At 61.7% G+C, this 16,944-nt stretch carries 12 protein-coding genes; 4 read left to right on the forward strand and 8 right to left on the reverse strand.

Translation table 11 applies throughout. The features are described 5' to 3' along the window. The first annotated feature begins 100 nt into the window (after positions 1-100). Positions 101-1,516, forward strand: coding sequence for an MFS transporter (locus tag KHO30_RS01655; RefSeq protein WP_211699838.1), 1,416 nt, complete (start codon positions 101-103; stop codon positions 1,514-1,516). A gap of 494 nt (positions 1,517-2,010) precedes the next feature. Here the strand turns inward: KHO30_RS01655 and scpB are convergent, their stop codons facing one another. The 3 genes from scpB to KHO30_RS01670 form a co-directional block, all read right to left on the reverse strand. Continuing rightward, the gene (gene scpB, locus KHO30_RS01660; RefSeq protein ID WP_211699839.1) at positions 2,011-2,811 is read right to left on the reverse strand and encodes a methylmalonyl-CoA decarboxylase; all 801 of its coding nucleotides are present in this window, start codon (positions 2,809-2,811) and stop codon (positions 2,011-2,013) included. A 218-nt stretch (positions 2,812-3,029) separates the two neighbouring features. Next, a complete protein-coding gene (locus tag KHO30_RS01665; RefSeq protein WP_211699840.1) occupies positions 3,030-4,289 on the reverse strand; it encodes a CaiB/BaiF CoA transferase family protein in 1,260 nt (419 codons plus the stop codon). A 115-nt stretch (positions 4,290-4,404) separates the two neighbouring features. After that, on the reverse strand, positions 4,405-5,733 hold the full coding sequence (locus KHO30_RS01670; RefSeq protein WP_211699841.1) for an MFS transporter: 1,329 nt from the start codon (positions 5,731-5,733) through the stop codon (positions 4,405-4,407). A gap of 174 nt (positions 5,734-5,907) precedes the next feature. Here KHO30_RS01670 and KHO30_RS01675 point away from each other — a divergent pair, with 174 nt between their 5' ends. Further along, entirely contained in the window at positions 5,908-6,825 is a 918-nt protein-coding gene (locus KHO30_RS01675; RefSeq protein ID WP_093634372.1) for a LysR substrate-binding domain-containing protein, read from the forward strand. Here the strand turns inward: KHO30_RS01675 and KHO30_RS01680 are convergent. Next, positions 6,822-7,721 (reverse strand): DMT family transporter, encoded by a 900-nt coding sequence (locus KHO30_RS01680; RefSeq protein ID WP_211699842.1) that lies wholly within the window; start codon positions 7,719-7,721, stop codon positions 6,822-6,824. The two genes, KHO30_RS01675 and KHO30_RS01680, sit on opposite strands and share 4 nt — an antisense overlap. A 142-nt stretch (positions 7,722-7,863) precedes the next feature. Between KHO30_RS01680 and KHO30_RS01685 the strand changes: the two genes are divergently transcribed. Further along, entirely contained in the window at positions 7,864-8,802 is a 939-nt protein-coding gene (locus KHO30_RS01685; RefSeq protein WP_372341816.1) for an AraC family transcriptional regulator, read from the forward strand. Between the two features lie 27 nt (positions 8,803-8,829). Here the strand turns inward: KHO30_RS01685 and KHO30_RS01690 are convergent, their stop codons facing one another. From KHO30_RS01690 to KHO30_RS01705, 4 genes are all read right to left on the reverse strand, one after another. Beyond that, entirely contained in the window at positions 8,830-11,850 is a 3,021-nt protein-coding gene (locus tag KHO30_RS01690; RefSeq protein WP_211699843.1) for an FAD-binding and (Fe-S)-binding domain-containing protein, read from the reverse strand. A 24-nt stretch (positions 11,851-11,874) separates the two neighbouring features. After that, positions 11,875-12,624 carry a 2-keto-4-pentenoate hydratase gene (locus KHO30_RS01695; protein WP_211699844.1) on the reverse strand — a complete coding sequence of 250 codons (750 nt, stop codon included), beginning with the start codon at positions 12,622-12,624 and terminating at the stop codon, positions 11,875-11,877. Between the two features lie 39 nt (positions 12,625-12,663). Then, the gene (locus tag KHO30_RS01700) at positions 12,664-13,950 is read right to left on the reverse strand and encodes an MFS transporter (protein ID WP_093634448.1); all 1,287 of its coding nucleotides are present in this window, start codon (positions 13,948-13,950) and stop codon (positions 12,664-12,666) included. A gap of 249 nt (positions 13,951-14,199) precedes the next feature. Then, a complete protein-coding gene (locus KHO30_RS01705) occupies positions 14,200-15,420 on the reverse strand; it encodes a pyridoxal-phosphate-dependent aminotransferase family protein (protein ID WP_154565045.1) in 1,221 nt (406 codons plus the stop codon). 162 nt (positions 15,421-15,582) lie between these two features. On the opposite strand from KHO30_RS01705, the gene KHO30_RS01710 reads away from it, so the two are divergent. Beyond that, the gene (locus KHO30_RS01710) at positions 15,583-16,308 is read left to right on the forward strand and encodes a GntR family transcriptional regulator (RefSeq protein ID WP_054034730.1); all 726 of its coding nucleotides are present in this window, start codon (positions 15,583-15,585) and stop codon (positions 16,306-16,308) included. Positions 16,309-16,944: the final 636 nt, after the last annotated feature.

Consider the following 16,944-nt stretch of genomic DNA (forward strand, 5'->3'; position numbering starts at 1 on the left):
TTTGCATCATACACATGCGCAATCACTGCTTTATTGCATTCGTGTATGTGACTAGACTTCGTCGATCGATTCAATTGCAGTTTTAGCCCGAGGATGTGTAATGACCGAATGCACCGCTGAACAACCGCTGCCTACCAAGCTAGCCGACTCGGAGCGGGCCGCCCGGCGTCCGCGCCTGACGCTCGCGCTGGTGGCGAGCGGCATGTTCATGGCCGTGCTCGACACCACCATCGTCAATGTCGCCCTGCCTGCGATGCACGTCAGCTTGGGCGCGTCCGTGGGCGGTCTCGCGTGGATCGTCGATGCGTACACGCTGAGCTTTGCCGCGCTGATCCTCGCGGGCGGCGTCGCGTCCGACCGTTTCGGCGCGAAGGCGGTGTATCTGTGGGGCCTGGCGTTGTTCGTCGCGGCCTCGGCGGCTTGCGGGCTGGCGCCGAACGTCGGTGCGCTGGTGGTCGCGCGTTTCGTGCAGGGCAGCGGTGCGGCGTTATTTCTGCCGGCGTCGCTCGCCATTGTGCGCAGCACCTTCGACGACCCCGTCGAGCGCGGGCGCGCCATCGCGACGTGGGCAGGGATTGCCTCGGTCGCGGCGGCGATTGGGCCGGTGTTGGGCGGACTCCTTGTGCAAGGGTTCGGCTGGCGCAGTGCGTTTTTGATCAATGTGCCGACTGGTCTCGTTGCCTTTGCGGGAGCTTGGGTCGTGGTGCGTCACTCGACGCGCAGCGTTGGGCGTCATTTCGATTGGGGTGGGCAGTTGGCGAGCATCGTCGCATTGGGCGCGCTCTGCTATGCGGCGATTGAGTTGCCGTCGCGTGGGATCGCTGCGCGAGAGGTGTGGGGGGCGGCGTTGCTTGCCGTGCTAGCTGCGCTGACGCTTGTTGTTGTCGAGCGACGTGCGCACCATCCGATGGTGCCGGTTGAGTGGTTCCGTAATCGGATGTTCGTGACGATGAATGCTATGGGGACGCTCGTTTATGTTGGCTACTTTGGGTTGTTGTTTGAGTTGAGTCTTTATCTGCATGGCGAGTTTGGGTTTAATGCACGGGAGATTGGGCTTACGCTTTTGCCGCTGGCGGGGAGTTTGTCGATCGGGAATGTGGTGGTGGGTAGGTTGCATGGGCGGTTTACTGCGACGCAGTTTATGACTATTGGGCTCGTGTTGGCTGCTGTTGCCGTGCCGGCTATGGCTGTTAGTCTGGAATGGCGGGCGCCCTGGTTTTTTACTTATGCGGCGATGGTGATGTTTGGAGGTGGGACTGCGTTGTCGGTGCCGCCGATGATTTCTACTGTGTTGGAACAGGTGCCTGGTGAATTGGCTGGCGTGGCCTCTGGGTTGCTGAACGCGTTGCGGCAGGCCGGAGGGCTCGTTGGCGTCGCCATTGCCGGTGCGGCGACGATTTTGGCGCCGCATGTTTCGATTGCGTTGTGGTGGGTTGCTGCGATGGGGTTGGTGACTTATGCCGGGGCGGCGATTTTGGCGGCGTGTGCGCCTGTGGTTCTGCGTCCGCAGCGTTGAGCTTTTCCTTGATCTGGCTTTGGTGCCTTCCTTGCATTGTTAGTGGTCTATTAGCGTTGCCCCTGTGCGGGGCGGCACTTACTTTCTTTGCCGCCGCAAAGAAAGATAAGCAAAGAAAGCGGCTAGAAGCCCCTGCTAAGTGGGCACCGTGGTCTGCACAGGATAGTGGTGCATCTGGAATCTGTGTTCGTGCCACTACATGCTCTTGTGACAAGGGCGTCATACTTCCGGCGGCGCTGCGCGCGCCGAAGAGCCGTTCATAAAACCGATCGCTACGTTTTGGCGCATGTGGGTTGTCGCGAAGTGCTTGCGGGTGCGCGCTTCACGCTTCTCTTGCTCCCGGAAAAGCTCACCGATGGTGTTTTTCGTTTATTTCTTCGCTCCCGGAAAGACTCACCTTTAACGCTGGCGGTGCAAGCGCGATCGCTCAGGACATCACCGTTGCTTGAACCACTCCCCTCGAACAACGTCATTCGCTCAGGTGAACGTCGTGTTCATTTGCCCTTGAACGCCGGTGGCCGTCTTTCCGAAAACGCCGCTAGCCCCTCGCTGAAATCCGCGCTTTCGCATGCTTGCCGACGCAGTTCTGCAATCTGTTCCATCGCTTGCACAGGCATCGGTTGCAAGTCTTCCAGTATCCGAAGTTGTTCCTTCACGGCCTGGATCGCCAAGGGCGCCTTGCTTGCGATTCCGCGCGCCATTTCAAGCGCCGTTGCTTCCAGTTTGTCGCTGTCGACCAGGCGGTTGATGACGCCGAAGCGCTCGGCGCGCGCGGCATCGAGTGGCAACGCGCTGAAGAACATTTCCTTCAATACGTGAATCGGCAAGTTGTTGAAGAAACGAAGCAGGCCGCTTGTCGTATAGGGCAAGCCGATGTTCGCCGGCGTCATCGCGAAGCGCGCGCTTTCGTCGGCGATAACGAGGTCGCAACTCATCGCCAGATCGACGGCGCCGCCCCATGCTGAGCCCGACACCATCGCGATCACTACGCCCGGGTAAGCGCGCACGCGGCGCAACGTCCGCTCCAACGGCTTGCCGTAGGCAATCGGATCGCGATCATCCGCTAGCTCTCCAAGGTCGTGGCCCGCGCTCCAGACATCCTGCCCGATGCCGCTGCCAAGTATCACGACCGGTATGCGCTGTGTCGCGAGATCGACAAGGTGTGCGTCGAGCGCGTGCAGCAACTCCGCGCTGAGGGCATTCCTGCGGGTAGGATGACTGAACGTCAAGCGTGCGATCCGTTCATCTACGATATCGACCGTTACCGTAAACGGCGATGTGTTCGGTGTGTTCATCGTATGGCCTCTGCAGCGTGTTCCAAAGTTTTCGGCCTGCTCATCGCGTAACTCCCGCAGCGTATTTCAAGCTTTTTCGGCATGCTTATTGCGCGACTCTAACAGCCCTGTTCCGAATTTTGCGTCGGATCCACAGCGTGGCTCGCGCCGCGAGTTCGAAGTTTTTAGGCGTGTTCATTGCGTGACTTCCATCGGATGATCTGAGTTTTGCATCAGACTCATTGTGTAGCCCCTGCCATACGTGCCGCTACCTTCTCCGGCGAACCATAGCCACCCTGCTGATGCACCGCTTTAGCAGCAATCAACGCCTCAATCGATACCTCATCGAAACCCGCCTCGCGCAATACATCAACCGTATGTTCGCCAAGGCCCGGCGGCGCATGGCGGCTGACGTGATGCGAAGAATCGCCCTGTACCGCTGAACTCGACACCGGCGTCACGACCTGGCGCAATGCGCCGAGGGTCGGATGCTCGACCGTTTCCACCAGCCGGCAATGCTGGACTTGCGGGTCGTCGAACACTTCGTCCAAGGTATTGATCGGGCCGGCAGGCAATCCCACGCCGATGAACAACTCTGTCCACTCCCGTTTGCCGCGCGTCTTCAAACGCGCTTCCAGCGCAGCCTTCAATTCATCGCGATGCGCGACGCGCGCCTCATTCGTCGCGAAGCGCGGGTCGTCCGGCAATGCGGGCAAATCGAGCAATTGGCACAAGCGCAACCACATGTCGGACGTAATCGGCGCAATGTTGAGCGGACCATCGGCGGTTTCGAATACGCCATACGGTGCGATCACCGAATGCGCGTTGCCGGTACGGCGCGGAATGTCGCCAAGGCTCAGGTAGCGCTGGCCATGCACGCTCAAGAGGCCCACCAGACTCGCAAGTAATGATGTGCTCACGTGTTGGCCGCGCCCGGTTCGCTCGCGCTCCAGTAACGCGGACAGTATCGCCATCGCGAGCCACATGCCCGAACTCAGATCGCCGATCGCGGTGCCGGTGCGCGTGGGATCGCCGTCGGCGAAACCGGTCAGGCTCATCATGCCGGAATAACCCTGCGCGATCTGGTCGAAACCGGGCCAGCCGCTCATCGGACCATCGGCGCCAAACGCGTTGATGCTGCCCATCACCAGCCGCGGATTGCGCGCGCTGAGCACGTCATAGCCGAGCCCCATGCTCTCGATGGTGCCAGGCTTGAAGTTCTCGATCACCACGTCGGCATCGTCGATCAGCCGGTGAACCGCGGCCAGTCCTTCCGGGTTGCGAAAGTCGATGCACACGCCGCGCTTGTTGCGGTTGCAGGAAAGATAGTAGGTGCTCACGCCCCGGTCGAACGGTCCCCAGGTTCGGCTCATGTCGCCGCCAGGGCCTGGCTCGACCTTGATGACGTCCGCGCCGAGATCGGCCAGCACCATCGAGCAAAACGGCCCCGACAGCGCACGGCTCAGTTCAACGACCTTGATTCCTTGTAACGCTTGCATTCATTTCTCCAGCGAATTAACGACGGTTGCGGACAACCCAAGTGACGCGCTTGCGCCATACCCGCCGCGTCCAACGAAAGACGGCAGCAACGCGAGCGATGCGTTCAACGAAGCACTATTCCGGCAACGTCTGATGACGGGTCTCGACAGCAAACGGCAAGATCAGCAGGCCAATCACAAAGGCCGCCGCTGTCCACGCAATCGGCAGCCCGAGCGAACCTTGCCAATGAATCGCGGCAGCCAGCAAGAAGTTCACCCCAGCGCCAAGCAGGCGGCCCACCGACGCATTGAAGGCAAACGCGGTAGCGCGTATCCGCGTCGGGTATTGCTCCGGCAGCCACAGCGAGAAGATCGCGAAATTGCCGCCGAAGAAGCCGAGGAATAGCAGCGACACCATGAAAAGGTTGAGTCCGTTCGGCAGATAGAAGACCCAGCCGAAGGCGAACACGATCGACACTGCCATGCCGGCGAAGTACACCCCGAGCGCCGTGCGCCGCCCCAGCCTTTCCGCCAGCCAAGGCGCTGCAAGACAACCGAGGATCGTCCCGACCGACAGCACCGCCGCCCCGATCGACGCAAGGCGCACAGCGCCGACGCGGTCGATGCCGGCGCGCGTCGCCAGTGTCACGACCGCGCTCGCTTCGTAGACCGACCCGGCCCACAAGCCGATGATCGCGACGCCCACCAGGCTCGCACTCGTCAACGTGCGACGTCGATAAGCCGGCGCGAATATCTCCATCAGCGGACGGCGCCTGGTCACCGCCGCGACGTTCGTCTGACCGACGCCATGCGTGGCCTTGCGCCACTGCCCCGGCTCCTTCACCTTGAGCACCGTGAAAATCGCCAGCAACGCGGGTGCGAGACCGCACAGGAACATCGCGCGCCAGCCGTACGTCGCGCCGACCGTGTAGTTCAGCAAAGCGGCAAGGAAGAATCCGACGTAGTAGCCGGTCTGCAGATAGCCCGCGCCCATCTTGCGACGATCCTCCGGCCAGCTTTCGGCGACATAGGTACCTGCCAGCGCCCATTCGCCGCCCACGCCGATGCCGGCAATCAGCCGGAACGCAGCCAGCTCCCAGACGTTGTGCGCGAACGCAGCGGCGCCGGTAAACACCGAGTAGATGAGGATGCTCGCGGCCAGCGTCTTGACCCGCCCGAAGCGGTCGGCGAGCGGCCCCCAGATGAACGACAGCCCCCAGCCGATCAGAAACAGCGCGAACAGGATCGAGCCGTACATGCCGAGATTGCCGGGCGTCGCGGCAATGCCCGAGACGGGCAGCAACTCGGTGAGCGCCGGAATCAACACCAAGGCGTAGATCACCGAATCCACACCATCCAGCACCCATCCCGAGTAAACCGCCCAGAAGCCGCCGATCTGCTCGCGGGTGAGGGGCGTGCGGCCGGGCTTGATCCCGGGCGTCGATGCATCGATCACTTTCGACATGCTCGTCTCCTGACCAGCAGCAGCCGGCCGTTTTGAAGCGGCGCCAGACAACTCACGCTGGGCACGCTTCGGTTTTTGTGGTTTGAGTATAAGAACGCGCTCGATAATCGAAAAATATGATATTTCTCTAGCTCAATCGGATTTCGTTATGGGATGAAGGAGCGAGCGACGCGCATGGACCTGCGGCAACTGCGGTATTTCGTCAAAGTGGTGGAGTGCGGGAACGTGACCCGCGCGAGCGAGGCGCTGCATATCGCGCAGCCCGCAATCAGCCAGCAGATGCGCAATCTGGAGCGCGATCTGGGGATGCAGTTGCTCGAGCGCAGCGTGCAAGGCGTGGCGCCCACCGCCGCCGGGCAAACGCTTTACCGACACGCGGTCGAGTTGCTGCGCCAGGCCGACAGCACGCGCGAACTCCTGCGCCAGGACGCCGAGCTGCCGCAGGGCCGAGTGTCGGTCGCCATGCCGTCGAGCACGGCGCGGATGATGGCGATCCCGCTTGCTCGCACAATCCGCGACCGTTACCCCGGCATCGCGCTGGAGTTGCTCGAAGCACCGAGCGCGGAGCTCGGCAGCCTGATCGGTAGCGGGAGGGTGGATCTGGCCGTCGTGGTGGATGCAGTCGAAACTCGCGGGGTGGCCGCGCAGAGGTTGCTCACCGAGGCGCTCTATCTGATTGCGTGGCCGGAATTTCAGATGCCGCGTGAGCCGGTGTCGATCGCCGAACTCGCGCGCATGCCGCTGATCCTGCCGAGCGCGCCGAATACGATTCGCAGCCGCGTCGAGTGGGCGCTGCGCGAAGCCGGGCTGCCGTGCGAGATTCTGTTCGAGGCCAGTTCCACCGCGTTGTTGTTCGCGGCGGTGATGGCAAAACTAGGCGTGACGATCCTGCCGTGGACGGCTGCACACGTCGAACTCGATGAACACAAGCTCAAGCTTGCCAAGGTCGATCACCGGTTGTTCTCGCGCGATCTGTCACTCTGCTGGCACGACACGGCCTTGCTCAGCAACGCCGTGCAGAAGGTCAAGGCGACGATACTCGAACTGTTCGACAGCATGGGAAAGCGGCCTGAGTGGGCGGCCGCGGATTAGGATGCCCTCACCCGCCGCACAAAGAGCCGCCGCGTGAGATCGAACGCCACCAGATTCCCCGCCACCACCAGCAGGAGCCCGAGCACCGCCAACGCGGACCACCGGTAGCCCTCGAAAACCGTCGACGCCGCCAGCGCCACAATTGGAAACAGCACGGTGCAGTAGGCGGCCCGCTCCGGCCCGATGCGTCCGACCAGCATCAGGTACGCGGTAAAGCCGATCACCGAGCCGAAGATCGCCAGATAAGCGAGCGCGCCGAGATAACGCACGTCGGGTTCGATAGAGAACGAAAAGCCGGCCAGCGCGCTTCCCACCGTCAAGACGCCGGCGCCGATCAGCATGGCCCAGCTATTGGTGGCGAACGGGTGCAAACCCATCGATTGCATCCTGCTCGACAGCAGATTGCCCGCTGAAAAGCACAAAGTGCCAAGGAACGCGATCGCAAGTCCCAACCATACCGTGTGATCGCCCAGGTGTCCCGCCATCTGCTGGACGAACAGGCACACGATGCCGACGAGCCCCAACGCCGCCCCGGCAATCGCCGACGGTTGCAGAGGACGTCCCATGAAAAGCCGGCCGTTGATCGAATTCAGCAGCGGCGCGGTGGAAAACACCACCGCGACAAGGCCACTCGGCACCACCTGCTCGGCATAGTAGAAGCACAGAAAATTCAGACAGAAGAGCGCGAGGCCTTGCGCGGCGAGGAAGCGCCAAGCGGCGCGGGGCGGCCAGATGGGCCGGCGCATGATGCGCAGCAGCGCGAACAGCACCAGCGCCGCGATCCAGAAACGCCACGCAATCGACACTGGTGGCGGCACCGCGCCCAGTTGCCATTTGATGGCGATCCAAGTGGTGCCCCAGATCAGCACGGTGACGGCATAGAGCGAAAGGTTCATGGCAGCGCCTGCAGCAGCAAAAAGCGGAAACCCAACTATGCTGCAGCGGCGGCGGCGGCACTTGTCCAGGATTGCGCACTTTTTCGGAGGCGTGAGCGGCCGGCAATCGCTCGCCCTATACTGACGCTTACCCTGTCATCGAATGCATCCCGCTCGTTCCGTGAACGTCAGACCGCCCGCCACTGTGATCGAATCCACCGAAACGCCGTTCGGCCTTCAGTCGGTCTGTCACACGTTGCAGAGCGCCAACGCGAATCTCGAACGCTTCGCGTGGCTCGGCGACCGGCTCGCCATTGCCGTCTGGACCCGCGACACGGAGGAAGCCGAGACCGTCTATGACCGCCCCGGCCATCACACGTTGTCGTGCTATCTGGACGGCGGCTATCGCACCGAACGTCAGAAAATGCCCGGGCGCTACGGCGCGCCGTCGCGGCTTTGCGCGTTGCCCGGCGAGCACGAATCGCGCTGGTGGGTGCGCGGCCATATGCATTTCATGCATCTTTACTTTCTGCCCGAACACTTCACGCAGCGCGCTGTGCAGGAACTCGATCGCGAGCCGCGCGAACTGACGCTGGCCGATCGCACCTATTTCGAAGACGCCCGCATCGCGCACCTGTGTCAGTCGCTCGCGAATGAAGACTGGCAGGATCCTGATGGCCTGCTGCGGACCAATGAAACCGCGCACGAGGTGTTGAGTCTGTTGCTGCGCGCACAAGGTGTGCGTCGCACGGATACGTCGCTCAAGGGCGGTCTGTCGGTTGCGACCCGGCGGCGCTTGCGCGACTACATCGAGAGCCATCTCGAGCAAACGCTCACGCTCGGCGAGCTTGCCGGTGTCGCAGCGCTGTCGGAGTTTCATCTTGCGCGCATGTTCCGCACGTCGTTCGGACTACCGCCTGCTGCCTGGATCGCGCAGCAACGGCTCGAACGTGCACGCACACTGCTGCGCACGACCAGGCTGCCGCTCGCACAGGTCGCCGAACAATGCGGCTATGCGAACGCCAGCCATTTCAGCCATCGTTTTCGTGAGAGCGTCGGTGTGGCGCCGACGGCGTATCGGCAGGTGGTGGGCGCGGCATAAGGGCCAACCGCGGCCAACCACCCTCCCTCACTGCAACGCCATCGCCAATACACGCGCCACATGGATTGCGTCGATGCCTGTGCCATCATGAATCTGATGCCGGCAACTCGTGCCGTCCGCGACCATCACCGTATTGCCGTCGATCTTGCGCACCGCGGGCAGCAGCGACAATTCCGCCATTGCCTGCGATGTCGCGTAATGCTCGGCTTCGTAGCCGAAGCTACCCGCCATGCCACAACACGACGACTCGACCGTCGACACCTTCAATTCAGGAATCCAGTTCAGTACGGTTTGCACGGGCGTGAACGCATCGAAGGCCTTTTGATGGCAGTGGCCGTGTACAAGCGCCTGCTCTTTCGCCAACGGCTTCAACGCAAGCTGCAAGCGCCCGGCCTTTTCCTCACGCACCAGAAACTCTTCGAATAGAAATGCCTGTTTCGAAAGACGTCGCGCTTCTTCGCCGAAACCGTAGTGCAGAAACTCGTCGCGCAACGACAGCAAACACGACGGCTCCAACCCAACGATCGGCACGCCCCGCTCCACGAACGGTTTGAACAGATCGAGCATACGTCGCGCTTCCTGCTTCGCTTCATCGACCAAACCAGCCGCGAGGAAAGTGCGGCCGCAACACACCGGGCGCTCGCCCTGGCGCGCATTGAAGTGCACCGTGTAACCCGCAGCTTCCAACACCTGCTGCGCGGCGCGCGCGTTTTCCGGCTCCATGTTGTTGTTGAACGTGTCGACGAACAACAGCACTTCTTTCAGCGCGCCGCCTTGAGGCGGTTTGTTCGCCGACGCGCTCGCCAGGAACGATTTCTTGAAACGCGGCAACGTACGTTCAGGCGCAAAACCCACCGAACGTTTGAACCACGCCGACAACACCGGCACGTTGTCGACCAATGCCATCAAGCCCGGCACGCGGCTCGCCGTTGCCGCATAGCGCGGCATGAAGGCCACCAACCTGTCACGCAGACGCAGCCCGTGCCGTTTGACACGCGCCGCCCGCGCCTCGATCTTGAACTTCGCCATATCAACGCCCGTCGGGCAATCGCGCTTGCAGCCCTTGCACGAAACGCACAGGTCGAGCGTGTCCTTGACGTCGTCACTGGCGAGTCCTGCTTCGCCGAGTTGCCCGGAGATCGCGAGACGCAGTGTATTCGCACGTCCTCGCGTCACATGCTGCTCATCCTTCGTCACGCGATAACTCGGGCACATGGTGCCCGCATCGAACTTGCGGCAATGGCCGTTGTTATTGCACATCTCGACGGCCTTCGCGAGACCGCCCGACAGATCGTTGCCGCTGCCCGGCAGCGTCTCCCGCCCCGTCAGCGGATCGCGTTCAACGTTCCATACGGACCAGTCGAGCGCGGTATCGATCCGCTGCGCTTCGTAGCCTGGCGCGAAGCGGAAGTTGCGTGCGTCGTCCATCTTCGGCGGACGCACGATCTTGTCAGGATTGAAGCGGTTGTCCGGATCGAACAGCGCCTTGATCTCCGTGAATGCCTGATTCAGACGCGGCCCGTATTGCCACGCTACCCATTCGCCACGGCACAAACCGTCGCCGTGCTCGCCGGAATATGCGCCTTTGTATTCGCGCACCAGGGCCGCCGCCTCTTCGGCGATCGCGCGCATCTTCACCGCGCCGTCGCGCCGCATGTCGAGAATCGGCCGCACGTGCAGCGTGCCGACACTCGCATGTGCATACCAGGTGCCTTCGGTGCCGTTGCGATGAAAGACTTCAGTCAAACGGCTTGTGTATTCCGCCAGGTGTTCGAGCGGCACCGCGCAATCTTCAATGAAGGAGACCGGTTTGCCGTCGCCCTTCATGCTCATCATGATGTTCAGTCCGGCTTTGCGGACTTCCCACAGCGCTTTCTGTTCGTTCGCGGCAGGCATCTCGACGACCGAATCGGGCAAGCCCAAGTCGGCCATCAGTTCGGTGAGTTGTTTGAGCGACGCGAGTTGCTGGTCGCGGTCCTCGCCCGCGAACTCCACCAGCAGAATGGCCTGCGGCTCGCCGACCAGCGCTTTCTCGATCACCGGACGGAAAGCGGGATTGCTCATCGCCAGATCGATCATCGTGCGATCGACCAGCTCCACGGCCACCGGCTTCAGCTTGACGATGTGCTGCGTGAGATCCATCGACTGCCAGAAGGTCGGGAAGTTGACCACGCCCAGTGTCTTATGTGTCGGCAGTGGCGCGAGCTTCAGCGTCAGTTGCCGGCTGAACGCAAGCGTGCCTTCCGAACCGACCAGCAGATGCGCGAGATTCGCGATGCCGTCGTCGGTATAGGCGCGCGGGTTCTGGCAATCGAACACGTCGATGTTGTAGCCCGCAACGCGACGTAAGACTTTCGGCACGCGTTCGACAATTTCAGCATGCTCCCGCTCAGCAATTCGCTTCACACCTTCGACGATCTGCTGCAAGCGCGCGCCTTGCGGCGCCTCGCGCAATGAAGCGAAACGCGCTTCGCTGCCGTCGGCGAGAATGGCGTCGATCGCTTCGACGTTGTGCACCATATTGCCGTATTCGATCGAGCGCGAGCCGCACGAGTTATTGCCGGCCATTCCCCCAATCGTGCACTGCGCCGCCGTCGAGACATCGACCGGAAACCACAGGCCGTGCGGCTTCAACCATGCGTTCAGATGGTCCAGCACGACGCCCGGCTCGACGGTCACCGTGCGCGCGTCGGCATCGAATGCGACGATGTTGTTCAGCCACTTACTAGTGTCGATCACCAGCGCCTCGCCGACGGTCTGGCCGCATTGGCTCGTGCCCGCACCGCGTGCGAGCAACGGTACTTTCTCGCTGCGTGCAATTTCCAGCGCGATGCGCAGATCGTCCTGATCGCGCGGCACCACCACGCCGATCGGCGTAATCTGATAGATGGACGCATCGGTGGAATAACGGCCGCGGCTCGCCGCATCGAACAACACGTCGCCACGTAAAGACTTGCGCAGATGCTGCGCGAGCGGCGACGTCAGCCGTGCGGCGGACGGCACCAGATGGATCGGCTTGACGAGTAAAGCGGAAGTGGGGTTCGTCATATCGTCGGCCTATAGGAAAGCGGGCTAGTACAGCGTCAGGCTGATCGGCGCGAGTCCTTCAATACGCCCGCTCGCTGTGCCCGCGCTCTGCGGAAAAAACATGCCGGTGTACGAACCGGTGGTGACGACCATCTCCGGCGTGATCGCGATACCGCGCGAGGTGGCGTGATTGACAAGCCATGTCAGCAGGCGTCGCGGATCACCGGCCGGATTGGCGGGTGTCGTCGCCACCACGTCACTCCCGTCAAAGCTGAACTGCAGCGACGGCGCCCCAAACGGAAAGTCCTCGCGATACGGCGTGAATTCGCCGACGATCAACGCACCGTGATTCTGCAAATCCGCGAGCTGCGCAAGCTTGTCGACCTTGGGCCAGTCAGCGTAACGGCTCGCCACAATCTCGATGGTCGCGCCGATCGAGCCGATACCTGCGTGCACGTCGGCTTCGCTATAGGGCGTTGTCGACGGCTCGAAGCGGCGGCCGAAACGGAATGCAATCTCCAGTTCGAGTCCTAGTGGCGCGAAGGCTTCACGCGGTAATCGTGCGCCGTCGGCGTGCAAATCGTTCGCCGGTAACGGTGCGCCCTGAATCGGGCCGCTGTCGGACTTCGCGCCGATCTTCCAGCCGCCGATCGGCGCGTTCAATACGTTCAGTATCTCGTGCTGGATCGCGTAGGCGGCGGTGCCGTCGGCGGGCGTTTGCTCAGGCGGCAACGCATCGAGCGTCAGGTGATTGCGGCGCGCGTCGGCGAGACGTTGACTCAGTGATGTTGTCATTGCTTTGAATGCGAAGAGAGGGAACGGTGCGCGGTCTGCTTATGCACCCACGCCTGTGGTGGCGTGTGCTTCATCGGCCGCATTGAGCGCGAACTTGCTTTCCGGCTGCATGCGGAACGCGAGCACCACGCCGATCGCCATCAACAGCATGCTGCCGACGAACGGCAACTCCCAGCTGCCGAAGTAGTCGATCAGAAATCCGCCGACCACCGGCGAGATGATCGCGGCCAATGCCGAGCCGGTGTTCATCATGCCGCTCGCGGTGCCCGAGTATTCCGGCGCGATGTCCATCGGAATCGCCCACATCGGGCCGATCGTCATTTCGGCGAAGAAGAAGCCCGAAGCGAGACACGCCATCGACAGATACAGATCGTGCGTGAACATCAGCGGGATCAGCGAGAGCAGACAAAAGAACATGCACACCGACACCATCCAGCTCCGGGCGCGCTTCAGGCTGCGGGTCCGCGTGAAGATCCAGTCGGTCACGATGCCGCCGAGCGTGTCGCCGAGTACGCCGGCAAAGAACACGACCGAGGCGAAGATCGCCGACTTTTGCAGTTGCAGGTGATAGCTGTGCAGGAAGTACTGCGGAATCCAGCTGAGGAACAGCCACAAGGTCCAGCCGTAGCAGAAGTACACGATCGTGACCGGCCACATGCGGCGAAACAGTTTGCCCCACGGCACGCGGGCCGCTTTCGGCTTCGGCGCGGGGAGGACCTCGAGTTCCTCGGTCGTGATACGCGGATGGTCTTTCGGATGTTCGGTGAACGTGAACGCCCACACCGCCACCCACAGCAAGCTGAACACGCCGCAGATATAGAACGATTCGCGCCAGCCCCAGGTCGCCATCACCAGCACGATCAAGCCAGGTGCAACCGCATTGCCGATACGCGATGCCGCGTGGGTGATGCCCTGCGCAAAGCCGCGTTTTTCTTTCGCAACCCAACGCGCCATCGCGGACGTCGCAGCAGGAAACGTGGCGCCTTCGCCGAAACCGAGCAACACGCGTGCGGCCAGCAACGAGACGAGACCACCGGCGAAACCGGTCAGCAACGTCGCCACGCCCCAGATAGCGCCGCAGAAAATCAGCGTGCGTTTTGCACCGAAGCGGTCACTAACCCAGCCGCCGATGATCTGGAAAATCAGATACGGATAAGCGAAGGCCGAAAACACCAGGCCCACTTCCGTATGCGAGAGGCCGAATTCCTTGCCGAATCCTGCGGCCGCGGTGCTGACGTTGACGCGGTCGAGGTAAGTGATGAAGTACATGATGCATAGCATCACTAGAACGATACTGGTCGCACTGCTCACACGAAACCGCTTCATCGTCTCTCTCCATTGCAGTCTATCGACGGCGCGCCTGGAATGGCGCGCTGCGTCGTCGCCCGCCAGCGGCATGCGCTGTGGGTCCATCGCATGTTGTCCATGAGCCGCGTTCTATGTGCGGCTTCGTAAGGGAAGTGCCCCCGCCTTCCCTTGCTGCGAGATGCCTATTTACTTGCTGCTTGCTGCCTGTTGCGCGGATGCGCTGACGCACCGATGTGGTGAGCACCGATGCGCGTGGCGCGCCATCGCTTAAGCCGCGGCTTTCAGCCCCGAGGCTTTGGTCGGCTGGCTCAACCACTCCATAGCGGCAGGCAAGCCGCTTTCCTTGAGGGGCACACCCGCGAGCCGCAGTCCCATTTCGCAACCGGCCAGCGTCGCCAGCAGCATCAGGTCGTTGCAGTCGCCAAGGTGGCCGATGCGGAACATGCGGCCTTTCATCTTGCCGAGGCCCGTACCGAGCGACATGTCGAAGCGTTCGTAGATGAGCTTGCGCACGGCGTCGGCATCGATGCCTTCGGGCATCATCACGCCGGTCAGCACCGGGCTATACACAGCGGGATCCGCGCACTGAATCTCCAGACCCCACGCGCGGACCGCGCGGCGGGTGGCTTCGGCGAGACGCTCGTGACGGGCGAACACGTTGTCGAGCCCTTCGCCGAGAATCATCTCCAGCGCCTCATGAAGCCCATACAGCAGGTTCGTGTTCGGCGTGTACGGCCAGTAACCGGTCTTGTTCATCTCGACGATGTCGGTCCAGTCCCAGAAGCTGCGCGGCAATTTGGCCTGCTTGCTGGCGGCCAATGCCTTCGGCGAGATCGCATTGAAGCTGATACCCGGCGGCAGCATCAAACCCTTTTGCGAGCCTGACACAGTGACGTCGACGCCCCATTCGTCATGGCGATAGTCGGCGCAGGCGAGACCCGAGATCGTGTCGACCAACAGCAGTGCCGGGTGACCGGCAGCGTCGATCGCGCGGCGCACGGCGGCGATGTCCGAGGTGACGCCCGTCGAGGTTTCGTTATGGACGACACACACGGCCTTGATCGCGTGTTGCGTGTCGGCGCGCAGACGCTCTTCGATCATGTCCGGCTGAACCCCGCGCCGCCAGCCTTCAATACCAGGCAGGCCGAGGAACTCAGGCTTCAGCCCGAGGCTTTCCGCCATCTTTTTCCACAGCGTCGCGAAGTGACCGGTTTCGAACATCAGCACGTTGTCGCCAGGGCTCAGCGTGTTCGACAGCGCCGCTTCCCACGCGCCGGTGCCGGAGGCCGGATAGATCACCACCGGTTGCTGCGTTTTGAAGATTTTCTTGATGCCTTCGAGCACCTTCAGACCAAGTTCGCCGAACTCGGGGCCGCGGTGATCGATGGTCGGGTAGCTCATCGCACGGAGAATGCGATCGGGCACCGGGCTCGGACCCGGGATCTGCAGGAAGTGACGGCCAGCGGGATGAAAGTCTAGCTTGAGCATTGGGCTCCTCCGATTGAATTTTGCATGCAAAAAACTATATCAGATGATCCATGACGATCCCAAGGCGAAAATTGCCTGCTGATACCGGTGTTTACCCGTGCTATTAACTAATCTGCATGGTTCCGATAAAATCGTACCTAACACGATGTTGGGGGCTTTTGTATGCAAAATTCGGATTTCGACGCGGGTGTGGCCGCTTCTCCGCTTATGCCGAAGGTTGAGCGTCAGCGTTTGCACGACACGGTGGTGGAGCACATTCGCCGCTTTATCGTCGAGGGGGTGCTCGAGCCGGGCAAGAAACTGAACGAGCGCGAGTTGTGCGAGACGCTTGGGATTTCGCGCACGCCGTTGCGGGAGGCGCTGAAGGTTCTGGCTGCGGAAGGGCTGATCGAGATTTCGCCGAATCGCGGTGCGTCGGTGTCGAAGATGTCGGAAGCGGAGTTGCGTGAGACCTTCGAACTGATGAGCGGTCTTGAGGCTTTCTCCGGCGAACTGGCGGCGGAGCGGATGACGGCTGCGGAACTCGCCGAGATCAAGGCGTTGCATTACGCGATGCTGGCTTGCCGGACGCAGAACGATCTGGCCGGGTACTACAGCCGCAACCAGGCGATTCACGACAAGATCAATGAGGCGGCGAGGAATTCAGCACTGCGGCAGACTTATGTCGCTGTTAATCGACGCTTGCAGGCGTTGCGATTCCGGTCGAATTTTCAGATCCCCAAGTGGGATAGCGCGATTCATGATCATGATGAGATGTTGAAGGCGCTCGAGGCACGAGATGGGAAGAAGTTGAGCGCGATTCTGCGGCAGCATTTGCTCGATAAGCGGGATGCGGTTTTGCAGGTGCAGTCGCGGGAGGACGTGGCGGCTTCGGTGTTGAAGGCATAAGGTGTTTGGATGCTCGGCGCTTGTTGTCCGTGTTCTTGGCGCTTTGGCCTTTCCTTGATCTGGCTTTGGTGCCTTTCCTTGAATTGTTAGTGGTCTATTAGCGTTGCCCCTGTGCGGGGCGGCACTTACTTTCTTTGCCGCCGCAAAGAAAGATAAGCAAAGAAAGCGGCTAGAAGCCCCTGCTAAGTGGGCACCGTGGTCTGCTAGGGATAGTGGTGCATCTGGAATCTGTGTTCGTGCCGCTGCATAGGCTTGTGACAAGGGCGTCATACTTCCGGCGGCGCTGCGCGCGCCGAAGAGTCGTTCATAAAACCGATCGCTGCGTTTTGGCGCTCGCGTCTCGTCATCAAATCGTGGCCTCATCATTTCCCCGGCATCGCGACTGCGATTGGAACGGCAACGGCACCCGTGCCGCGACCGTGATTGCGGGGCACCGCCATATCATTTGAGGTACGGGTTCCGGCTGAATGCATGAGCGCCTCGCCGAGGCGAAGCCGACGGCTCCCACAAACCTCAACCGAAGCCCGTGGTTTCCCCTGCATACCCGTCCGCGATGCACGCAGTGCGGAGTGGGAGCTGATGACTCCTTTGTCACTAACGCCGAATGTGCGAGAACACGGATTCCAGTCGCACCAC

This window comes from Paraburkholderia aspalathi (assembly GCF_905220735.1).
GTDB classification, from domain to species: Bacteria; Pseudomonadota; Gammaproteobacteria; order Burkholderiales; family Burkholderiaceae; genus Paraburkholderia; species Paraburkholderia aspalathi.